Below are 19,798 nucleotides of genomic sequence, written 5' to 3'. Positions count from 1 at the left end.
CCCGCGGGGACTCCGTCCCCTGCACCCCTTCCAAGACCCCGCCCCGTACTCCTTCCAAGGCCCCGCCCCGCACCCCTCCCCTCCCAAAGCCCCGCCCCGCATCCCTCCCCTCCCAAAGCCCCGCCCCGCGCCCCTCTCCCCAAGGACCGCCACGCGCCCTCGCCGGGCACCTCCAACGGCAAGCAGCGCGAACGAGAAGGCAAGCGGGAAAGCACCCCGCCATCGCGCGACGCGGCCCCGCCAAATCCCCCACCGCCAACGGCAACCAGCCCGAACTGGACGGCGGGCTCGATGGCGCCCGGCGTCGCGAGGTGCGGCCCGCCACCCCACCGTGCGCCGCCGACGGTGACCAGCCACCCACTGGTGGCCGAACCCTCCAACCCGGCTGAACGGGCGGGCGGGTGGGAGAACTCCCACCCTCACCCCACCCCTGCAACTTAGGTTAGGCTAACCTCACCACGAGAGATCGCGGCCCTCGCCCACACCCCTTCTGCCCGGAGGGTCCGCGCTCCCCCGACCCGGGAGGACACCCCCATGCGTTCGCATCTGCTCAACGACACGACCGCGGAGCACTACCGACGCTCCGTGACCGAAGGAGTCGAGCGGGTGGCACGCAAACTCGCCGCCACGCGGCGGCCGTTCACCGGGGTGGGGGTCGAGGACCTCGCGCCCGTCATCGACGGCATCGACCTCGACGCCCCGCTCGGCGACGCCTCCGCCGTCCTGGACGAGCTGGAGGACGTCTACCTCCGCGACGCCGTGTACTTCCACCACCCCCGCTACCTCGCCCACCTCAACTGCCCGGTCGTCATCCCGGCCGTGCTCGGCGAGGCGGTGCTGTCCGCGGTGAACTCCTCGCTCGACACCTGGGACCAGAGCGCGGGCGGCACCCTGATCGAGCGGCGCCTCATCGACTGGACGGCGCAGCGCATCGGTCTCGGGCCCGCCGCCGACGGCGTGTTCACCAGCGGCGGGACCCAGTCCAACCTCCAGTCCCTGCTGCTGGCCCGCGAGGAGGCCAAGACGACCGACCTCGCGAGACTGCGCGTCTTCGCCTCCGAGTGCAGCCACTTCAGCGTGCAGAAGTCGGCCCAACTCCTCGGGATGGGACGGGACGCGGTCGTCTCCGTCGCCACCGACCACGACAAGCGGATGCAGACCGTCGGGCTCGCGCGCGCCCTGGAGCGCTGTGTCAGCGAGGGCAACGTACCGATGGCGGTCGTCGCGACCGCCGGCACCACCGACTTCGGCTCCATCGACCCGCTGCCGGGCATCGCCGAGCTGTGCGCCCAGTACGGCGCCTGGATGCACGTGGACGCCGCCTACGGCTGCGGGCTGCTCGCCTCGCCCACCCGCCGGGCCCTGCTCGACGGCATCGAGCGCGCCGATTCCGTCACCGTCGACTACCACAAGTCCTTCTTCCAGCCGGTGAGTTCGAGCGCGGTCCTGGTCCGCGACCGGGCCACGCTGCGCCACGCCACGTACCACGCGGACTACCTCAACCCGCGCCGGGCCGTCGAGGAGCGCATCCCCAACCAGGTGGACAAGTCGCTCCAGACCACCCGCCGCTTCGACGCCCTGAAACTGTGGATGACCCTGCGCACCATGGGTGCCGACGGCATCGGCTCGCTCTTCGACGAGGTGTGCGACCTGGCCGAGCAGGGCTGGCGGCTGCTCGCCGCCGACCCGCGGTACGACGTGGTCGTGCGGCCCAGCCTCTCCACCCTCGTCTTCCGCTACATCCCCGCATCCGTCACCTCGCCCGCCGAGATCGACCGGGCCAACCTCTACGCCCGCAAGGCGCTCTTCGCGTCCGGCGAGGCCGTGGTCGCCGGGACCAAGTCCGGCGGCCGCCAGTACCTGAAGTTCACCCTGCTCAACCCCGAGACGAGCGTCGACGACATCGCCGCCGTACTCGATCTGATCGCCGGCCACGCCGAGCAGTACCTGGGAGAGAACCTTGTCCACGCGTCCTGAAGCCCGCGGCACGTCCGAGGCGTACGACTTCATCGGGATCGGGCTCGGCCCCTTCAACCTCGGGCTCGCCTGTCTCACCGAGCCCATCGACGAGCTCAGCGGCCTCTTCCTGGAGACCAAGCCCGACTTCGAGTGGCACTCCGGGATGTTCCTGGAGGGCGCCCACCTCCAGACGCCGTTCCTGTCCGACCTGGTCACCCTCGCCGACCCGACCTCGCCGTACTCCTTCCTCAACTACCTGAAGGAATCGGGGCGGTTGTACTCGTTCTACATCCGCGAGAACTTCTATCCGCTGCGCACCGAGTACAACGACTACTGCCGCTGGGCCGCCGGGAAACTGAGCTCGGTCCGCTTCAACCAGACCGTCGCCTCGGTGACGTACGACGAGCGGGACGAGACGTACGCCGTCACCACCACGACCGGCGACACCTTCCGCGCCCGCCGTCTCGTGCTGGGCACCGGCACACCGCCGCACCTCCCCGAGCCCTGCCGGGGCCTCGGCGGCGACCTCCTGCACAACTCCCGCTATCTGGAACACAAGGAGAGCCTCCAGCGGAAGGAGTCGATCACGCTCGTCGGGTCCGGGCAGTCCGCCGCCGAGATCTACTACGACCTGCTCTCCGAGATCGACGTCCACGGCTACCGGCTGAACTGGGTGACGCGCTCGCCCCGCTTCTTCCCGCTGGAGTACACCAAGCTCACCCTGGAGATGACGTCCCCGGAGTACGTGGACTACTTCCACGCGCTGCCCGAGGCCACCCGCTACCGGCTCGAATCGGCGCAGAAGGGGCTCTTCAAGGGCATCGACTCCGAGCTGATCGACGCCATCTTCGACCTGCTGTACCAGAAGAACCTCAAGGGCCCCGTCCCCACCCGCCTCCTCACCAATTCCGCCTTGAAATCGGCGAGTTACGACACCACCAGCGGTACGTACACGCTCGGGTTCCGCCAGGAGGAGCAGGAGAAGGACTACACCCTCACCACCGACGGCCTGATCCTGGCCACCGGCTACCGCTACGCCGAGCCGGAGTTCCTGGGGCCCGTCTCCCACCGGCTGCGGCGCGACGCGCGGGGGCGCTTCGACGTGGCCCGCAACTACGCCATCGACACCACCGGCCGCGGCGTCTTCCTGCAGAACGCGGCGGTGCACACCCACTCGATCACCTCGCCCGACCTCGGCATGGGCGCCTACCGCAACGCGTACATCATCGGCGAGCTGCTCGGCCGCGCGTACTACCCGGTCGAGAAGTCCATCGCCTTCCAGGAGTTCGCCATATGAGTCCCCGGACCGACCTCGGAGCCTTCACCTTCCGGCCGCTCGACCCCCTGTCCGACGCCGGGCTCGTGCACTCCTGGGTGACCCACCCCAAGGCCGCGTTCTGGCTGATGCAGGACGCGAAGCTCCAGGACGTCGAGCGCGAGTACATGGCGATCGCCGCCCATCCGCACCACCACGCGTTCATCGGCCTCCACGACGGCGAGCCCGCCTTCCTCATGGAGCGCTACGACCCCGCGCACGTCGAACTCGTCGGCCTGTACGAGCCGTTGCCCGGCGACGTCGGCATGCACTTCCTGGTCGCCCCGACCGACACCCCGGTGCACGGCTTCACCCGGGCCGTCATCACCGCCGTGATGGAGGAGCTGTTCGCCGACCCGGCCACCGAGCGCGTCGTGGTCGAGCCCGACGTCGGCAACAAGGCGGTGCACGCGCTGAACGCGGCCGTCGGCTTCGAGGTCGCCGAGCGGATCACCAAGCCCGAGAAGGACGCCTACCTGTCCTTCTGCACCCGACAGCAGTTCCGTACGGTTCGATCCCGAGAGGCCGCAGCACGATGACCCCCGACACCACGGTCACCCACCTCACCCCCGAGCTGTGGGCCGAGGCCAACCGGCTGCTGGTCCGCAAGGCGCTCGCCGAGTTCGCCCACGAGCGCCTGCTGACCCCCGAGCCGCTCGGCGACGACCTTCCCCAAGCTCTCGGCTCCGCTCGAGCAGGGGGGACCCCATTCCGGGTCCGCTCCGACGACGGCTCGGTCGAGTACCGCTTCACCGCCGACCGGCTCGCCCTCGACCACTGGCAGGTGTCGGCGGAGTCGATAACGCGGCACGGCGCGGAGGGTGAACTCCCGCTGGACGCGCTGGACTTCCTGCTCGATCTGCGGGGCGCGCTCGGCCTGAGCGACGCCATCCTGCCGGTGTACCTGGAGGAGATCTCCTCCACGCTCTCCGGCACCGCCTACAAGCTGACGAAGCCTCAGATCAGCTCCGGGGAACTCGCCCGGTCCGGCTTCCAGGCCATCGAGACGGGCATGACCGAGGGCCACCCCTGCTTCGTGGCCAACAACGGCCGGCTCGGCTTCGGCATCCACGAGTACCTCGCGTACGCCCCCGAGACGGCGAGCCCGGTCCGGCTGCTCTGGCTCGCGGCCCGCCGCGACCGCGCCACCTTCACGGCGGGCGCGGGCCTGGACCACGAGACGCTGATGCGCGACGAACTCGGCCCCGACACCCTCGACCGGTTCGCGGCCCGGCTCGCCGAACGCGGTCTGGACATGGCCGACTACCTCCTCCTGCCGGTGCACCCCTGGCAGTGGTGGAACAAGCTGTCCGTCACCTTCGCGGCCGAGATCGCCCAGGAGCGCCTGGTGCTGCTGGGCGAGGGCGACGACGACTACCTCGCCCAGCAGTCGATCCGCACCTTCTTCAACACCAGCGACCCGGCCAAGCACTACGTCAAAACGGCCCTCTCGGTCCTCAACATGGGCTTCATGCGCGGACTTTCGGCCGCGTACATGGAGGCGACGCCCGCCATCAACGACTGGCTCGCGGACCTGGTCGCGGCCGACGACACCTTCCGGGCCGCCCGGTTCTCGATCATCCGCGAGCGGGCCGCGATCGGCTACCGCCACGAGCAGTACGAGCGCGCGACGGACCGCTACTCGCCGTACCGGAAGATGCTGGCGGCGCTGTGGCGCGAGAGCCCGGTGCCGTCCCTCGCGCCCGGCGAGCGGCTGGCCACCATGGCCTCGCTGCTGCACACCGACCGCGAGGGCGCCTCCTTCGCGGGCGCCCTGATCGCCGGGTCGGGCCGCACCCCCGCCGAGTGGCTGCGGGGCTATCTCGACGCGTACCTGGTGCCGGTGCTGCACTCGTTCTACGCGTACGACCTGGTGTTCATGCCGCACGGCGAGAACGTGATCCTGGTCCTCGCCGAGGACGGCACGGTCTCGCGGGCGATCTTCAAGGACATCGCGGAGGAGATCGCGGTGATGGACCCGGACGCGGCGCTCCCGCCGGCCGTCGAGCGGATCCGCGCGGACGTCCCCGAGGACATGAAGCTGCTGTCCGTCTTCACCGACGTCTTCGACTGCTTCCTGCGCTTCCTGAACGCGGCGCTGGTGACGGAGGGCGTGCTCGACGAGTCCGCGTTCTGGGGGACGGTGGCCGAGTGCGTCACCGCCTACCAGGAGTCCAAGCCGGAACTGGCCGACCGGTTCAAGCAGTACGACCTGTTCGCGCCGGACTTCGCACTGTCCTGCCTGAACCGCCTCCAGCTGCGCAACAACGAGCAGATGGTGGACCTGGCGGACCCGGCGGGTGCGCTGCAACTGGTGGGGACCCTGCGGAACCCGATCGCCTGACGCGGCGCCCCGCCACCGGGGCCGGTCCCGCCCGGACCGGCCCCGGTGGCTGCGGGGCATCAGACCCAGGGCACCACCGGCGAGCGGTAGAAGTTGATGCCGAGCGCGGTCATCCTCGGCCCCTGCTGGGCGAGCCGGGTCTTGTAGGACGCCCAGTCGTGCGTGGACGCCGGCGACCACCCGATCTCCGCGATCCCCTGGAGCCGCGGGAACGCCATGTACTCGATCTGGGAGGAGTTCGTCAGCGTCTCCGACCAGATCGGCGCCTCCACGCCGAGCACGGCCTGGGCGGGCACCCCCTTGACGAAGGTGGCCGGGTCCCAGGCGTACGACTTGTCGACCTCGACGTACCCGGCCCAGCTGGTGCCGAGCGGCGACTTCGCGTCGTACTTCATGTCGAGGTACGCGTGGTTGGCGGGCGACATCACGAGCCGGGTGCCGGCTTGCGCGGCGGCGGCGACGTCCGCCTCGTTGCCGAGCGTCCCCCAGTACTGGGCGACGGCCCCCTTCACCGGGCTCGCCCCGGCGATCTGGTGCCAGGCCATCACGGTCTTGCCGTACTTGCCGACGACCGGCTGTGCCTTGTCCATGAAGGTGACGTAGTCGGCGTGGGAGGTGGAGTGCGCCTCGTCACCGCCGATGTGGACGTACCGGCCGGGTGTGAGGGCGGCGACCTCGCGCACCACGTCGTCGAAGAACCGGTACGTCACGTCCTTGGGCACGCACAGCGAGCTGAAGCCGACGTTGGTGCCCGTGTACAGCGGGGGCGCGACGCCGTTGCAGTTGAGCTCGGCGTAGGAGGCGAGGGCCGCGTTGGTGTGTCCCGGGGTGTCGATCTCGGGGACGACCTCCAGATAGCGGGAGGAGGCGTAGGTGACGATCGCCTGGTAGTCGGCCTTGGTGTAGGAGCCGCCCTTGCCGCCGCCGACCTGGGTCTGGCCGCCATACGTGGCCAGCTTGGGCCAGGAGTCGACGGCGATCCGCCAGCCCTGGTCGTCGCTGAGGTGCAGATGCAGCTCGTTGATCTTGTAGAGGGCCAGCTGGTCGATGTACCGCTTGACCTGGTCGACGGTGAAGAAGTGCCGCGAGACGTCGATCATCGCGCCCCGGTAGGCATAGCGCGGGGAGTCGGTGACGGTGCCGCCCGCGATCTTCCAGGGCCCGGTCTGCCGGGTCCGCTTCTCCACGGCCGCGGGCAGCAGCTGCCGCAGGGTCTGCACGCCGTGGAAGAGCCCGGCGGGTTTGCTGGCGGTGACGGTGAGCGCGCCGCTTGCCGAAGTGAGCCGGTAGCCCTCGTCACCGAGGCCGCTGTCACCGGCGCCGAGCAGCAGCCGGATCCCGTCGCTTCCCGCCGCGTCGGTGACCGGCAGGGCGTATCCGGTGGAGGGGCGCAGCACGCCCGCGAGGTAGTCGCCGATCCGCCGGGCGTCGGCCGAGCCCGGGGCGACCCTGATCCGGGTGGCCGAGCCGATGGTGTACGGGGTGCCGCCGGGCGAGACGGAGGCGGGGGCGGGCACGATCTGGCCGAGCGGGCGGGGCGCGCCCGCAGCCGCGGGGGCCGCCGAGGCGCCGATGCCGGCGAACCCGGCGGCCGTCACCAGGACCAGCGAGCCGAGGAGCCGGGCGAATGTCCTGCGCTGTCTCTGTCTCACAAGCGGTTCCCTTCCAAGGGGTCGCGCAACTGTGGGGGCTGAGCAACCGAACACTTCCCATGGGACCCGGGGACCCCAGCCGTGGTCAAGGCGGGGACCGGCACGACGGGCCGGAACGGTACGGCGGGAAGTCCGCAAGTCGATCATCACACCAGTGGGTCGGTGAAAGAATCGCCGCATGGCGGAAATCATCCAGAAGGACGGCACCTGGACCTTCGACGGCGAGACGCTGCGCATCGTGCCGGGCAGCGACAAGTCGGTGGGCCTGCTGCGCAGGACGCTCGGCGAGACGGTGGTGCCGCTGCGGGCGGTGGCGGGCATCGCGTACGAGCCGGGGCGCAAGTCGGGGCGGCTCAGGCTGCGGCTGCGGGACGGGGCCGATCCGCTGCTCCAGGTCACCGCCGGAAAGCTGCCGGACGGCTCGGACCCGTACGTCCTGACCGTGGAGACCCGCACGGCCGCCGTGGCCGAGTACATGGTGGACGAGGTCCGCAACGCCCTGCTGCTCGACGAGGTGCCGGACGGCCCGGTCGATGCGTATCTCCTGCCGGGACCCGCGTTGCCGATGACGGTGGGCGCGGGCGACGCCACGGTCACATTCGACGGGCGCACCGTGCACCTGGAGTGGACCTGGCACACCGACGAGAAGAAGACGGCGGCCGGTCCGGTCACCCTCGACCTCGACGATCTGACGGGGGTGGTGTGGCAGCCCGCGCGCGGTCTTGCCGACGGCTACCTGCGCTTCGTGACCATGCCGAACGCCCCGCGGCTCGCCCCCAAGCACGACCCGCTGGCGGTGGAGCTGAACGGCTTCAAGAAGGACCCGCTGATGGCGCTGCTCGCCTCGGCGGTCGTGGCCCGCATGCCGCATCCCCACGCACCGCACCGCGAGCTGGAGGCCGCGGCGCCCAAGGTCCTGGAAGCCGGGCCCGCCGCCGCCCCGGCGGCGGAGGACCACGACGTGCTGCTGCGCCGCCTGCGCGAGCTCGGCGAGCTGCACCGGAGCGGCATCCTGACGGACGAGGAGTTCTCGGCGGCCAAGCAGGCGGTCCTCAAGCGCCTGTGAATCCGGGGCCGGACGCCCCTGGGATGCGCAGGCGGCTCGGCGGGCGGCGCACTGGGACACCCTCCTGGTCCAGACCAGAAGGATGATCATGCGAATCCTGCCCGGAATCGGGCAGGATTCTTGCGTACGGCCGCGAGACCCCGCAGTATCGACGGGTGCTCGAACGCCGCAGCCCGTCGTCGCACGACGACCTCGTAGATCATCTGGTGCGCAGCACCGCGCTCCAGCGCGGTGAGGCGGCCCGGGTGGTCCTCGATGTGCTGGCGTACTTCGACGAGACGTGCGAGGAATTCGTCCGCCGGCGCCACCGCGAACTGCAGTCCGGCGGCGCCGTGAACACGGAGATCTTCGAGCGGATCGCGGCCGAGCTGCCGCATCGCGCCGTGGCGCCACCGGAGCTCTCGCTCCGGCAGCTGCGCCGCATCGTCTACGGCTGAGCGCCACGGCCGGGCACACCGGAACTTTTGTACGTCGATGGAGGGGCAGAGACTCTATGTGCGGAATCGTCGGTTATATCGGCAAGCGTGATGTGGCTCCGCTGCTGCTGGAAGGCCTGCAGCGGCTGGAGTACCGGGGTTACGACTCGGCGGGCGTCGTCGTCAACAGCCCCAAGTCCGCGGCCCTGAAGATGGTCAAGGCCAAGGGCCGCGTGCGTGACCTGGAGGCCCGGGTCCCCAAGCGCTTCGCCGGCACCACGGGCATCGCCCACACCCGCTGGGCCACCCACGGCGCCCCCTCCGACGAGAACTCGCACCCGCACCTCGACCCCGAGAACAAGGTCGCCGTCGTCCACAACGGCATCGTCGACAACGCCGCCGACCTGCGCGCCAAGCTGGAGGCCGAGGGCGTCGTCTTCGCCTCCGAGACCGACACCGAGGTCATCACCCACCTGATCGCCCGCTCCCTGGCCGACTCCCTGGAGGAGAAGGTCCGCGACGCGCTCAAGGTCATCGAGGGCACCTACGGCATCGCCGTGATGCACGCCGACTTCGCCGACCGCATCGTGGTCGCCCGCAACGGCTCCCCGGTCATCCTCGGCATTGGCGAGAAGGAGATGCTCGTCGCCTCCGACGTCGCCGCCCTCATCGCCCACACCCGCCAGGTCGTCACCCTCAACGACGGCGAGATGGCGACCCTGAAGGCCGACGACTTCCGGACGTACACGACCTCGGGCACGCAGACCAACGCCACCCCCGAGACCGTCGAGTGGGAGGCCGCCTCCTACGACATGGGCGGCCACGACACGTACATGCACAAGGAGATGAGCGAGCAGGCCGAGGCCGTCGACCGGGTCCTGCGCGGCCGCATCGACGACCGGTTCTCGACCGTTCACCTCGGTGGCCTGAACCTGGACGCCCGCGAGGCGCGCGGCGTGCGCCGCATCAAGATCCTCGGCTGCGGCACCAGCTACCACGCGGGCCTGATCGGCGCCGGCCTCATCGAGGAGCTCGCCCGCATCCCCGCGGACGCCGAGCCGGCCTCCGAGTTCCGCTACCGCAACCCGGTCGTGGACCCCGACACCCTGTACATCGCGGTCTCCCAGTCCGGTGAGACCTACGACGTGCTGGCGGCCGTGCAGGAGCTCAAGCGCAAGGGCGCCCGGGTGCTCGGCGTCGTGAACGTCGTCGGCTCCGCCATCGCCCGCGAGGCGGACGGCGGCACCTATGTGCACGCCGGGCCCGAGGTCTGCGTCGTCTCCACCAAGTGCTTCACCAACACGGTGGTCGCCTTCGCGCTGCTCGCCCTGCACCTCGGCCGCATCCGCGACCTGTCGGTGGCCGACGGCAAGCGGATCATCGAGGGCCTGCGCAAGCTGCCCGGCCAGATCGAGGAGATCCTGGCCATGGAGCCGGAGATCGAGAAGCTGGCCCAGGAGTACGCGGGCGCCCAGTCGATGATGTTCATCGGGCGCGTGCGCGGCTACCCGGTCGCCCTGGAGGCCTCCCTGAAGCTCAAGGAGATCTCCTACATCCACGCCGAGGCCTACCCCGCCTCCGAGCTGAAGCACGGCCCGCTCGCGCTCATCGAGCCCGCGCTGCCGACGGTCGCCATCGTCCCCGACGACGACCTCCTGGAGAAGAACCGCGCCGCCCTGGAGGAGATCAAGGCCCGCAGCGGCCGCATCCTCGCGGTCGCCCACCAGAACCAGGAGAAGGCCGACCACACCATCGTCGTGCCGAAGAACGAGGACGAGCTGGACCCGATCCTCATGGGCATCCCGCTCCAGCTCTTCGCGTACCACACGGCGTTGGCGATGGGCCGCGACATCGACAAGCCGCGCAACCTGGCCAAGTCGGTCACGGTCGAGTAGTCCGTACGCTCCGTACGCACAGAAAGGGGCGACCCCTGCCATCGGCGGGGGTCGCCCTTCTGCGGGCCGGGCGCTGCCCAGGCACCGGGCCCGCGGCTGCCGAATCAGCCGGTGGCCGTCACCCCCCGGCCGGCAGCGCGTCGGGGCATCGCGGTCGGCCACTTGGCGAGCGAGGCGGTCGCCCCGTACCAGGCGACGGCGCCCGCGACGGCGGCGACCCAGCCCGCCGCCTTACCGAGCGAGCCGCTGTCCGCGAACTGGCCGATGGCCAGCAGCACCAGGGCCAGGAAGAGCAGGCCGTACGTGCCCTGCCAAAAGAGCCCGGCACCCGCCGAGCCCGCCGCCAGGCTCAGCGCCAGGAGAGCGAAGAGCACCAGGAAGAGGCCGGCCGCGTTGGCCGAGAACTTGGTGTTCGCGCCCGCGGCCCACGTGAACCAGAAGGCCCCGAGGCCCGCGAAGGCGGTGCCGGTGAACGCGTCCTGATCGCGGAAGGCGAGGACGCCGAGGATGAACAGGCCGATGCCGCCGACGTAGGTCGCGATCGAGACCGAGTCGGCCACCGTCACGCCGTCGATCACGCGGGTGTTGCCGAGGCCGAAGGCCAGCAGAGTGAGTCCGAGTGCGAGGTGACCGAGCGTGGAGGTGGTGCTTCCCGCGGAGACTTCGTTGTCCACGGCGGGCTCCCTTCGTGCGCGTTTGTGCTGCTTCCCAGCGATACTTACGTACCCTTCACAAGGGCACAATCCACCCCTACGCGTGGGTAGATTCACTTGCCGGGCAAGGAAGTTGACGCCACGTCAGGCAAACGCCGACCGGGTCTCGACTGGGACAACGCGCGATTACGGGATGACGACGACGGGCCGCTGCGCACGCCGCGCGAGCCGGCCCGCGACCGAGCCGAAGATCCGCCCGACGAGGCCGTGCGTGGAGCCGACGACGATCGCGTCCGCCGCGTACTCACGCCCGACTTCTTCCAGTTCGTGGCAGATGTCGCCGCCGCGCTCGACCAGGATCCAGGGGACCTCGGCGAGGTAGTCGGCGCAGGCGAGTTCGAGCCCGAGGACCTCGGTGCGGTGGTCCGGGACGTCCACGAAGACGGGCGGCTCGCAGCCCGCCCACACCGTGGTGGGCAGCCGGTTGGCGACATGCACGATGATCAGCCCGGAACCCGAGCGCTTGGCCATGCCGATGGCATAGGCGAGGGCCCGCTCACTGGAGGTCGAGCCGTCGAAGCCGACGACGACGCCGTGCCGGAATGCGGGATCGCAGGAGTGTCGTGGTTCTGTCGCCGCTTGGAGGTCCGACGTGGGGTCGGCTACCTGCTTGCGGTCCGCGGGTTCGGAGAATTCGTGACCGGCCATGGGTGTCTCGGCGAAGGAGGTCCTCAGTCGGGGGACAGCGGGGACGAGTGAGCAACAACGAGTCGGCGGCGGAGCTGTGTCCGGGAATCATCTTCCCAACCCCATACCCCCAAGGGTACGGCGACACTCCTCTCCTGCCCAGAGCCGCCGAAGCTACTCGGCGTTCCCCGGAGCATGCACGAGCCCGCCCCGGATGGCAATGCCCGGTGCCCTCTACAGCCGTCCCCCTCGCGGCCGGTCCCGGCCGGGCGGCGATGATCTTCCAGTGACCGGATCGGCCGCTTCCGCGTTAGACGCGTGATCACCCCGACCCCGATCAAGGAAGCACCTCCTCGTGCCCCCTCCCCCGGTCGCCCACCCTTCCGCCCGACTCGCGCGGCCCGGCTCCCGCCGCCGGACGCCCGGACCGCCGTCCGCGGCCGAAACCGTACGTACCAACCGGTCCGTGAACGCAGAACCACTCTGGGCGGCGACCGGCCGGCCCCCGGCCGACCCGGCCGGCGACGTCGTCCGCTGGGCGGCGTTCAGCTGCGTGCTCGTGCCCGTGGTGCTCGTCGTGTACGGGTCGTCGTTCGCGGGGGCGGCCGGCTCGGCGCTGGGCCTGACGGCCGTGACGGCGGTGTGCCGGCTGCTGCTGCGGCAGTCCGAGCGAGCGGCCGCCGAGGAACGCGCGCGGCGGTCGCTCCCGGCGCCCGGGCGGCACGGCCGAGGGGCCCCCGAAGGGGGCCGCGAGGGGCAGCGCGGTGGGCGTCACGGAGGGGGACGTACACCCGCCGGATGAGGCGATCGCACACCTGGACCCATATGTTTTCGGCCAAGTTCCCCTGGTGGCGGATTCCTTGGGTAAATGGCCTGCCAACCCCCTTGCCACCAGGGATGAAAGGACCATTGCGGCCTCTGGCACCATACGGGTACGGGCCATCCCCAGAAGGCGCACTTCCCCTGCGGGGCCCACGGGTGAAACGCTTCGTGATCGAAAGCTTCGCGCCAAGTTGCCTTGTCGACATAGCGCTGGGTGCCGGACTTGTCACGCCGGCACCACGGGACGCAGTAGATTCGATCATGCGTATCGAAGGCTGGGGACTCGTGCAAAACCGAGGGGAAAAGTGCAGGAGCGACAGGCCCGACAAGAACGGGGAGCCGCGAACACCGAGGGGGGCTTAGCGCCATGAGCCAGGACTCCGCTGCCGCATCACCGGAGACCGCAAGGAAGCTGGCCGGCCGCCGACGCCGAGAAGTCGTCGCCGTACTGCTGTTCAGTGGCGGCCCCATCTTCGAAAGTTCCATTCCGCTCTCCGTGTTCGGAATCGACCGTCAGGACGCGGGAGTTCCGCGTTACAGACTGCTGGTGTGCGCCGGCGAGGAAGGCCCCCTGCGGACCACAGGGGGACTCGAACTCACCGCGCCCTACGGTCTGGAAGCCATCAGCAGGGCGGGAACGGTGGTGGTGCCCGCGTGGCGTTCCATCACCTCACCGCCCCCCGCCGCCGCGCTCGAAGCGCTGCGCCGGGCACACGAGGAAGGGGCAAGGATCGTCGGGCTGTGCACCGGCGCGTTCGTGCTCGCCGCGGCCGGTCTGCTCGACGGCCGCCCGGCGACGACGCACTGGATGTACGCGCCGACACTGGCCAAACGCTATCCATCGGTGCACGTGGATCCGAGGGAGCTCTTCGTCGACGACGGGGACGTCCTCACCTCGGCCGGAACCGCGGCCGGAATCGATCTCTGTCTCCACATCGTGCGGACGGACCACGGCAGTGAGGCGGCCGGCGCGCTGGCCCGCCGACTCGTCGTGCCGCCCCGCCGCAGCGGAGGCCAGGAGCGCTATCTCGACAGGTCTTTACCTGAGGAGATCGGCTCCGACCCGCTGGCCGAGGTCGTCGCCTGGGCGCTGGAACACCTCCACGAGCAGTTCGACGTGGAGACCCTGGCCGCGCGGGCGTACATGAGCCGTCGCACCTTCGACCGCCGTTTCCGCTCGCTGACCGGCTCGGCCCCGCTCCAGTGGCTGATCACCCAGCGGGTCCTGCAGGCCCAGCGCCTGCTCGAAACGTCCGACTACTCCGTGGACGAGGTGGCGGGCCGCTGCGGCTTCCGCTCCCCGGTCGCGCTGCGCGGGCACTTCCGCCGCCAGCTCGGCTCGTCCCCGGCGTCCTACCGGGCGGCCTACCGGGCACGGCGGCCGCAACCGGAACCGAGTGCGGGCCCCATCGCGGTGCCCATGCCCGCTCCGGTGCCGGAGACCGTTCCGCCCCAGGCGCTCCCCCAGGCCCGGCGGACGGCGGCGGCCAGCGCGGTGGTGGGGCCGACAGCGACCTCGCACACCGCACCGGAGCCGGGGAAGCCCAGCTCCGATCTGTACGCCTCCGGCTACACCGGTGGCCGTCCGAGTCTGCCCGGCCAGCGGAGCGCCCCGTAGGGTAAGACACATGAACGACCGCATGGTGTGGATCGACTGCGAGATGACCGGGCTCTCGCTGACGGACGACGCACTCATCGAGGTGGCCGCACTGGTCACCGACTCGGAGCTGAACGTACTCGGCGAAGGGGTGGACATCGTGATCCGTCCCCCCGACGCCGCGCTGGAGACCATGCCGGAGGTGGTGCGCGCCATGCACACCACCTCCGGGCTCCTCGACGAGCTGGCCGGCGGCACCACGCTGGCCGACGCCGAGGAGCAGGTCCTCGCGTACGTACGTGAACACGTCAAGGAGCCCGGCAAGGCGCCGCTGTGCGGAAACTCGGTCGGCACCGACCGCGGCTTCCTGCTGCGGGACATGCCGAGCCTGGAGTCCCACCTCCACTACCGGATCGTGGACGTCTCCTCGGTGAAGGAGCTCGCCCGCCGCTGGTATCCGCGGGCGTACTTCAACAGCCCGGACAAGAACGGCAACCACCGGGCGCTCGCGGACATCCGTGAATCCATCGCGGAGCTCCGCTACTACCGCGAGGCGGTCTTCGTCCCGCAGCCGGGCCCGGACTCGGACACCGCGAAGGCCATCGCGGCGAAGTACGTCCTGCCTGCGGAGTAGCCCTGCGCAGGGGGTCCGGGAGGGTGCCCCGAAACATGTGCGCGAGCACCCTCCCGGACCCTGTACACTTTTTCTCGGCCGGTAGGGAAAGCCCCCAGGGACTTCCCAAGACCACAACAGTCCGGTCATGCATGGTGGGTATAGCTCAGCTGGTAGAGCACCTGGTTGTGGTCCAGGATGTCGCGGGTTCGAGTCCCGTTACTCACCCTGATGAAGAAGGCCCGTCCCGCGCGAGCGGGGCGGGCCTTCTTCGCGTCCCGGCCCGACCCGACGCCCTCCCCCTCGTCAGGCTTGTCAGGACGACGCGCGTACGACGAGTTCCGTCGGCAGGACCAGGCTCGGGCGGCTCGGCTCGGTGGCGGTGATCTCGGCGAGGAGCAGCTCGGCCATCGTGCGGCCCATCTCCTCGATCGGCTGGCGCACGCTGGTCAGCGGCGGGTCCATGTGGCGGGCTATCACCGAGTCGTCGAAGCCGATCAGGGACATGTCCTCGGGGATGCGGCGGCCCTGTTCGCGCAGCACCTGGCGGGCGCCGGAGGCCATGACGTCGGAGGCGGCGAAGACCGCGTCGAGCTCCGGGCGGCGGGCCAGCAGCTCGGTCATCGCACGGCGGCCGCCCTCCTCGGTGAAGTCGCCGGGAACCGACAGTTCCTGAAGGCCCGCCTCCGCCAGGGCCGCCCGGTAGCCGTCGAGGCGGCGGCGGGCGCCGTACACGTCCAGCGGACCGGTGATCATCGCTATGGTGCGCCGACCGCGGGCCACGAGGTGGGCTATGGCGGTGCGGGCGCCCTCGTAGTTGTCGGAGTCGACCGAGGCGAGCGGCTCGTCCTCGCTGCGCCGGCCGCTGATGACCACGGGAATCCCGAGCTGTTCGAGGAGGTCGGGCAGCGGGTCGTCCGCGTGCACGGAGACGAGCAGGACTCCGTCGACGCGGTGCGAGGCGAGGTACTGGGCGAGCCTGCGCCGCTCCCGGTCGCCGCCGACCAGGGTGAGCAGGAGCTGCATCTCGGTGTCGGCCAGGGCCGCGCCCACCCCGCGCACGATGTCGGAGAAGTACGGCTCGGCGAAGAAGCGGGCCTCGGGCTCGGGGACGACCAGGGCGATGGCGTCGGTGCGGTTGGCGGCGAGGGCGCGGGCCGCCCGGTTGGGCACGTAGCCGAGCTCGGCGACGGCCGCCTCGACGGCGGCCCGGGTCTCGTCGCTGACCCGCGGCGAACCGTTGATCACCCGGGACGCGGTGCCCCGGCCGACCCCGGCCCTGGCCGCCACTTCTTCGAGAGTGGGCCGCCCCGCACCGCGGCCCCTGATCGTGCGAGCTGCCGTCACGTCTGCCTCCCCCACTCGCGCAACTCCGCTGAAAGTAACAGTCCCGGCCGGGCGGGGAACCTCATCCACAGTCATTGCGCGGTCCCTTGACAGTCCAACAGTCAGCCGCGACCCTTCAACACATCACAGCTGGGAGCGCTCCCACACTAGTAGGTCCCTACACCTTTCGCATACCTTCCGCCCGCGCCGACGCGCCTCAACTGGCTTGGCCCGGACGACAGTTGGAGGAAGCACATGCGCACGCGTACACGTATGTCCAGGCGGCTGGCGGCCCTCGCGGCCGTGGCCGCGCTCGGTACCGGGCTGCTCGCGGGCTGCGCCGACGACGGCAAGGCCCCGGCGGCCGACGGTCCGTCGGCCGGCGGCGGGGGCGGCGCGAAGACCACCCTCACCGTCGGCGTCTTCGGCGCCTTCGGCCTGAAGGAGGCCGGGCTCTACGACGCGTACATGAAGCTCCACCCGGACATCGAGATCAAGCAGACCTCGATCGAGCGGAACGAGAACTACTACCCCCAGCTGTTGACCCACCTCGGGTCCGGCAGCGGCCTCGCCGACATCCAGGCCGTCGAGGTCAGCAACATCGCCGAGGTCACCGCGACCCAGAGCGGCAAGCTGGAGGACCTGTCCAAGGCGCCCGGGGTGAACAAGGACGACTTCCTGCCCTGGAAGTGGGCGCAGGCCACCACCAAGGACAGCAAGACGGTCGGCCTCGGCACCGACACCGGGCCCACCGGCATCTGCTACCGCAAGGACCTGTTCGCCAAGGCCGGACTGCCCACCGACCGCGAGGCCGTCGGCAAGCTGTGGGCGGGCGACTGGAACAAGTACCTCGCGGTGGGGCGCCAGTACAAGGCGAAGGCCCCCCAGGGCGCCGCCTTCGTGGACTCCGCGTCCGGCGTGCTGAACTCGATCACCGGGGCCGGCGCCACCCGCTACTACGACGCCGACGGAAAGGTCGTCTACAAGACCAACCCGGCGATCAAGCAGGCCTGGGACACCGCGGCCGCGTTCGCCACCGACGGGCTCACCGCCAAGCTCCAGCAGTTCCAGCCCACCTGGGACCAGGGCTTCGCCAACGCCTCCTTCGCCACCGTCTCCTGCCCGGCGTGGATGCTCGGCTACATCCAGGACAAGGCGGGCGCCTCCGGCAAGGACCAGTGGGACGTGGCCGCCGCCCCCCAGCCCTCCAACTGGGGCGGCTCTTTCCTCACCGTGCCGTCGGCCGGAAAGCACACGGCCGAGGCCGCCAAGCTCGCCGCCTGGCTGACCGCGCCCGCCCAGCAGGCCGTCCTGTTCGAGAAGCGCGGCAGCTTCCCGAGCGCCAAGGCCGCCTACGCGCTGCCCGCCGTGGCCGACGCCAAGCACGCCTACTTCGGCAACGCCCCCATCGGCCAGATCTTCGCGCGGGCCGCCGAGGGCACCCCGGTGCAGCCCCTCGGCCCGAAGGACCAGATCATCCAGCAGAACCTCTCGGACATCGGCATGCTCCAGGTCGAGCAGAAGGGCAAGTCGCCGCAGCAGGGCTGGGACGCCGCGGTGAAGGCGATCGACAACGCGCTGGACCAGTGACGATGGCGAGCGACACCACGGCCGCCGTGCCCTCCCCCGGTCCCGGGCAGGAGGGCACGGCCCCCGGCCGGGCCCGCGCCGAGGAGCGGCGCAGCCGCCGCTACCGGCGCGACGTGCGCTGGAGCCCGTACGCGTTCGTCGCGCCCTTCTTCGTGTTCTTCGCGGCCTTCGGCCTCTTCCCCCTCCTCTACACCGGCTGGGCCTCGCTGCACCAGGTCGAGCTGACCTCGCCGAACGACATGACGTGGGTGGGCCTGAAGAACTTCTCGCGGCTCCTGTCGGACGACTTCTTCTGGAACGCGCTGCGCAACACCTTCACCATCGGCGTCCTGTCCACCGTGCCGCAGCTGCTCGTCGCGCTCGGCATCGCGCACCTGCTCAACTACAAGCTGCGCGGCTCGATGTTCTTCCGGGTCGCCGTGCTCACCCCGTACGCCACCAGCGTGGCCGCGGCGACGCTCGTGTTCGTGCTGCTCTTCGGGCGCGACTACGGCATGGTCAACTGGGCGCTCGGGCTCGTCGGGTTCGGGCACGTCGACTGGCAGAACGGCGGCTGGACCTCGCAGCTCGCCGTCTCCACCATCGTCATCTGGCGGTGGACCGGCTACAACGCGCTGATCTACCTGGCCGCGATGCAGGCGGTGCCCGCCGATCTGTACGAGTCGGCCGCGCTCGACGGGGCCTCGCGGTGGCAGCAGTTCCGCCACGTGACGATCCCCTCGCTGCGTCCGACCATCCTGTTCACCGCGGTCGTCTCCACGATCGGCGCGACCCAGCTGTTCGGGGAGCCGCTCCTGTTCAACGGCTCGGCGGGCGCCACCGGCGGCTCGGACCACCAGTTCCAGACGCTCGGCCTGTATCTGTACGAACAGGGCTGGGTGAACCTGCACCTCGGCCGGGCCTCGGCCATCGCCTGGGCGATGTTCCTGATCCTGCTCCTCATCGGCGCGGTGAACTGGCTCGTCTCCCACAAGCTGCGCAAGGGGGAGATGAGTTGAGGGCCCAGCGTGCCGGCCGTCAGTTGCACGGCGGCCGCCTCACCTACGCCGTCCTGATCGTGTTCACCGCGGGATCGCTGTTCCCGCTGGTGTGGACGGCGGTGGCCGCGTCCCGCACCAACACCCGGCTCGCCCAGACACCCCCGCCGTTCTGGTTCGGCGGGAACCTGTTCAGGAACCTCCGGATCGCCTGGACCGACGCCAACATGGGCACGGCCCTGCTCAACACGGCGATCGTGGCGGGCTCGATCGCCGCGGGCACCGTGTTCTTCTCCACCCTGGCGGGCTTCGCCTTCGCCAAGCTCCGCTTCCGCTTCAAGAACCTGCTGCTGCTCCTGGTGATCGGCACGATGATGGTGCCGCCGCAGCTCAGTGTCGTACCGCTGTACATGATGGTCGCCAAGCTGTCCTGGACCGACCAGCTCCAGGCCGTCATCCTGCCGACCCTGGTCAGCGCGTTCGGGGTGTTCTTCATGCGGCAGTACCTCGTCGAGGCGCTGCCCACCGAGCTCGTCGAGGCCGCCCGGGTGGACGGGGCGAGCAGCTGGCGGGTGGTGTGGCACATCGTGTTCCCGGTCGCCCGGCCCGCGATGGCGGTGCTCGGGATGCTGACGTTCGTGATGGCCTGGAACGACTTCTTCTGGCCGATCATCGCGCTGACCCAGAACGGCAGCCCCACCGTCCAGGTGGCGCTCACCGGGCTCGGCCGCGGCTACATCCCCGACCAGTCGGTCATCATGGCCGGCGCCCTGCTCGGCACGCTGCCGCTGCTGCTCGCGTTCGTGCTGTTCGGGCGGCAGATCGTCGGCGGCATCATGCAGGGCGCGGTCAAGGGCTGATCCAAGTCCCCTCATTCTTCGGCTCG

Annotated in this window: 17 protein-coding genes and 1 tRNA gene; 14 read left to right on the top strand and 4 right to left on the bottom strand. The window is 70.4% G+C overall.

What is annotated here, in order from left to right; all coding sequences use genetic code 11:
• Positions 1-534: 534 nt before the first annotated feature.
• Genes DT019_RS11950 through DT019_RS11935 form a run of 4 tightly spaced genes read left to right on the top strand, consistent with a single transcriptional unit; the run spans position 535 to position 5,618 of the window.
• The gene (locus tag DT019_RS11950; RefSeq protein WP_114036730.1) at positions 535-1,977 is read left to right on the top strand and encodes a pyridoxal phosphate-dependent decarboxylase family protein; all 1,443 of its coding nucleotides are present in this window, start codon (positions 535-537) and stop codon (positions 1,975-1,977) included.
• Positions 1,961-3,256: a lysine N(6)-hydroxylase/L-ornithine N(5)-oxygenase family protein gene (locus tag DT019_RS11945; RefSeq protein ID WP_114036729.1), complete on the top strand. Its 1,296-nt coding sequence runs from the start codon at positions 1,961-1,963 to the stop codon at positions 3,254-3,256. The genes DT019_RS11950 and DT019_RS11945 overlap by 17 nt, the downstream gene beginning before the upstream one ends.
• The gene (locus DT019_RS11940; protein WP_114036728.1) at positions 3,253-3,813 is read left to right on the top strand and encodes a GNAT family N-acetyltransferase; all 561 of its coding nucleotides are present in this window, start codon (positions 3,253-3,255) and stop codon (positions 3,811-3,813) included. The genes DT019_RS11945 and DT019_RS11940 overlap by 4 nt, the downstream gene beginning before the upstream one ends.
• A complete protein-coding gene (locus DT019_RS11935) occupies positions 3,810-5,618 on the top strand; it encodes an IucA/IucC family protein (protein WP_114036727.1) in 1,809 nt (602 codons plus the stop codon). The genes DT019_RS11940 and DT019_RS11935 overlap by 4 nt, the downstream gene beginning before the upstream one ends.
• Before the next feature lie 59 nt (positions 5,619-5,677).
• Here the strand turns inward: DT019_RS11935 and DT019_RS11930 are convergent, their stop codons facing one another.
• Positions 5,678-7,417, bottom strand: a complete 1,740-nt coding sequence (locus DT019_RS11930) for a beta-N-acetylhexosaminidase (protein WP_114036726.1) — start codon at positions 7,415-7,417, stop codon at positions 5,678-5,680.
• A gap of 31 nt (positions 7,418-7,448) precedes the next feature.
• Here DT019_RS11930 and DT019_RS11925 point away from each other — a divergent pair, with 31 nt between their 5' ends.
• From DT019_RS11925 to glmS, 3 genes are all read left to right on the top strand, one after another.
• On the top strand, positions 7,449-8,336 hold the full coding sequence (locus DT019_RS11925) for a DUF4429 domain-containing protein (RefSeq protein ID WP_114036725.1): 888 nt from the start codon (positions 7,449-7,451) through the stop codon (positions 8,334-8,336).
• A 155-nt stretch (positions 8,337-8,491) separates the two neighbouring features.
• The gene (locus DT019_RS11920) at positions 8,492-8,773 is read left to right on the top strand and encodes a hypothetical protein (protein ID WP_114036724.1); all 282 of its coding nucleotides are present in this window, start codon (positions 8,492-8,494) and stop codon (positions 8,771-8,773) included.
• A gap of 56 nt (positions 8,774-8,829) precedes the next feature.
• The gene (gene glmS / locus DT019_RS11915; RefSeq protein WP_114036723.1) at positions 8,830-10,647 is read left to right on the top strand and encodes a glutamine--fructose-6-phosphate transaminase (isomerizing); all 1,818 of its coding nucleotides are present in this window, start codon (positions 8,830-8,832) and stop codon (positions 10,645-10,647) included.
• Between the two features lie 104 nt (positions 10,648-10,751).
• Here glmS and DT019_RS11910 read toward each other — a convergent pair whose 3' ends face one another.
• Positions 10,752-11,321: a GPR1/FUN34/YaaH family transporter gene (locus tag DT019_RS11910; RefSeq protein WP_114036722.1), complete on the bottom strand. Its 570-nt coding sequence runs from the start codon at positions 11,319-11,321 to the stop codon at positions 10,752-10,754.
• A gap of 165 nt (positions 11,322-11,486) precedes the next feature.
• A complete protein-coding gene (locus DT019_RS11905) occupies positions 11,487-12,008 on the bottom strand; it encodes a universal stress protein (RefSeq protein WP_114036721.1) in 522 nt (173 codons plus the stop codon).
• Positions 12,009-12,453: 445 nt separating this feature from the next.
• Here DT019_RS11905 and DT019_RS11900 point away from each other — a divergent pair, with 445 nt between their 5' ends.
• The 4 genes from DT019_RS11900 (at position 12,454) to DT019_RS11885 (ending at position 15,247) form a co-directional block, all read left to right on the top strand.
• A complete protein-coding gene (locus DT019_RS11900) occupies positions 12,454-12,789 on the top strand; it encodes a hypothetical protein (RefSeq protein WP_114036909.1) in 336 nt (111 codons plus the stop codon).
• 387 nt (positions 12,790-13,176) lie between these two features.
• Positions 13,177-14,427 carry a helix-turn-helix domain-containing protein gene (locus DT019_RS11895; protein WP_114036720.1) on the top strand — a complete coding sequence of 417 codons (1,251 nt, stop codon included), beginning with the start codon at positions 13,177-13,179 and terminating at the stop codon, positions 14,425-14,427.
• Between the two features lie 10 nt (positions 14,428-14,437).
• Positions 14,438-15,040 carry an oligoribonuclease gene (orn, locus tag DT019_RS11890; protein WP_114036719.1) on the top strand — a complete coding sequence of 201 codons (603 nt, stop codon included), beginning with the start codon at positions 14,438-14,440 and terminating at the stop codon, positions 15,038-15,040.
• Positions 15,041-15,174: 134 nt separating this feature from the next.
• Positions 15,175-15,247 (top strand) — tRNA-His (locus DT019_RS11885).
• 87 nt (positions 15,248-15,334) lie between these two features.
• Here DT019_RS11885 and DT019_RS11880 read toward each other — a convergent pair.
• Complete coding sequence (locus DT019_RS11880; protein WP_223279427.1) at positions 15,335-16,366, bottom strand: LacI family DNA-binding transcriptional regulator; 1,032 nt, start codon at positions 16,364-16,366, stop codon at positions 15,335-15,337.
• Between the two features lie 234 nt (positions 16,367-16,600).
• On the opposite strand from DT019_RS11880, the gene DT019_RS11875 reads away from it, so the two are divergent.
• From DT019_RS11875 to DT019_RS11865, 3 genes are read left to right on the top strand one after another with little or no spacing between them, the layout of a single operon-like run.
• The gene (locus tag DT019_RS11875) at positions 16,601-17,935 is read left to right on the top strand and encodes an extracellular solute-binding protein (RefSeq protein WP_114036717.1); all 1,335 of its coding nucleotides are present in this window, start codon (positions 16,601-16,603) and stop codon (positions 17,933-17,935) included.
• 2 nt (positions 17,936-17,937) lie between these two features.
• On the top strand, positions 17,938-18,933 hold the full coding sequence (locus DT019_RS11870) for a carbohydrate ABC transporter permease (protein ID WP_114036716.1): 996 nt from the start codon (positions 17,938-17,940) through the stop codon (positions 18,931-18,933).
• Positions 18,891-19,772: a carbohydrate ABC transporter permease gene (locus DT019_RS11865; RefSeq protein ID WP_114036908.1), complete on the top strand. Its 882-nt coding sequence runs from the start codon at positions 18,891-18,893 to the stop codon at positions 19,770-19,772. The genes DT019_RS11870 and DT019_RS11865 overlap by 43 nt, the downstream gene beginning before the upstream one ends.
• Positions 19,773-19,798 lie beyond the last annotated feature (26 nt).

Source organism: Streptomyces sp. SDr-06 (genome assembly GCF_003324565.1).
Classification (GTDB): domain Bacteria; phylum Actinomycetota; class Actinomycetes; order Streptomycetales; family Streptomycetaceae; genus Streptomyces.
This window is presented reverse-complemented; position numbering and strand designations above follow the sequence as displayed.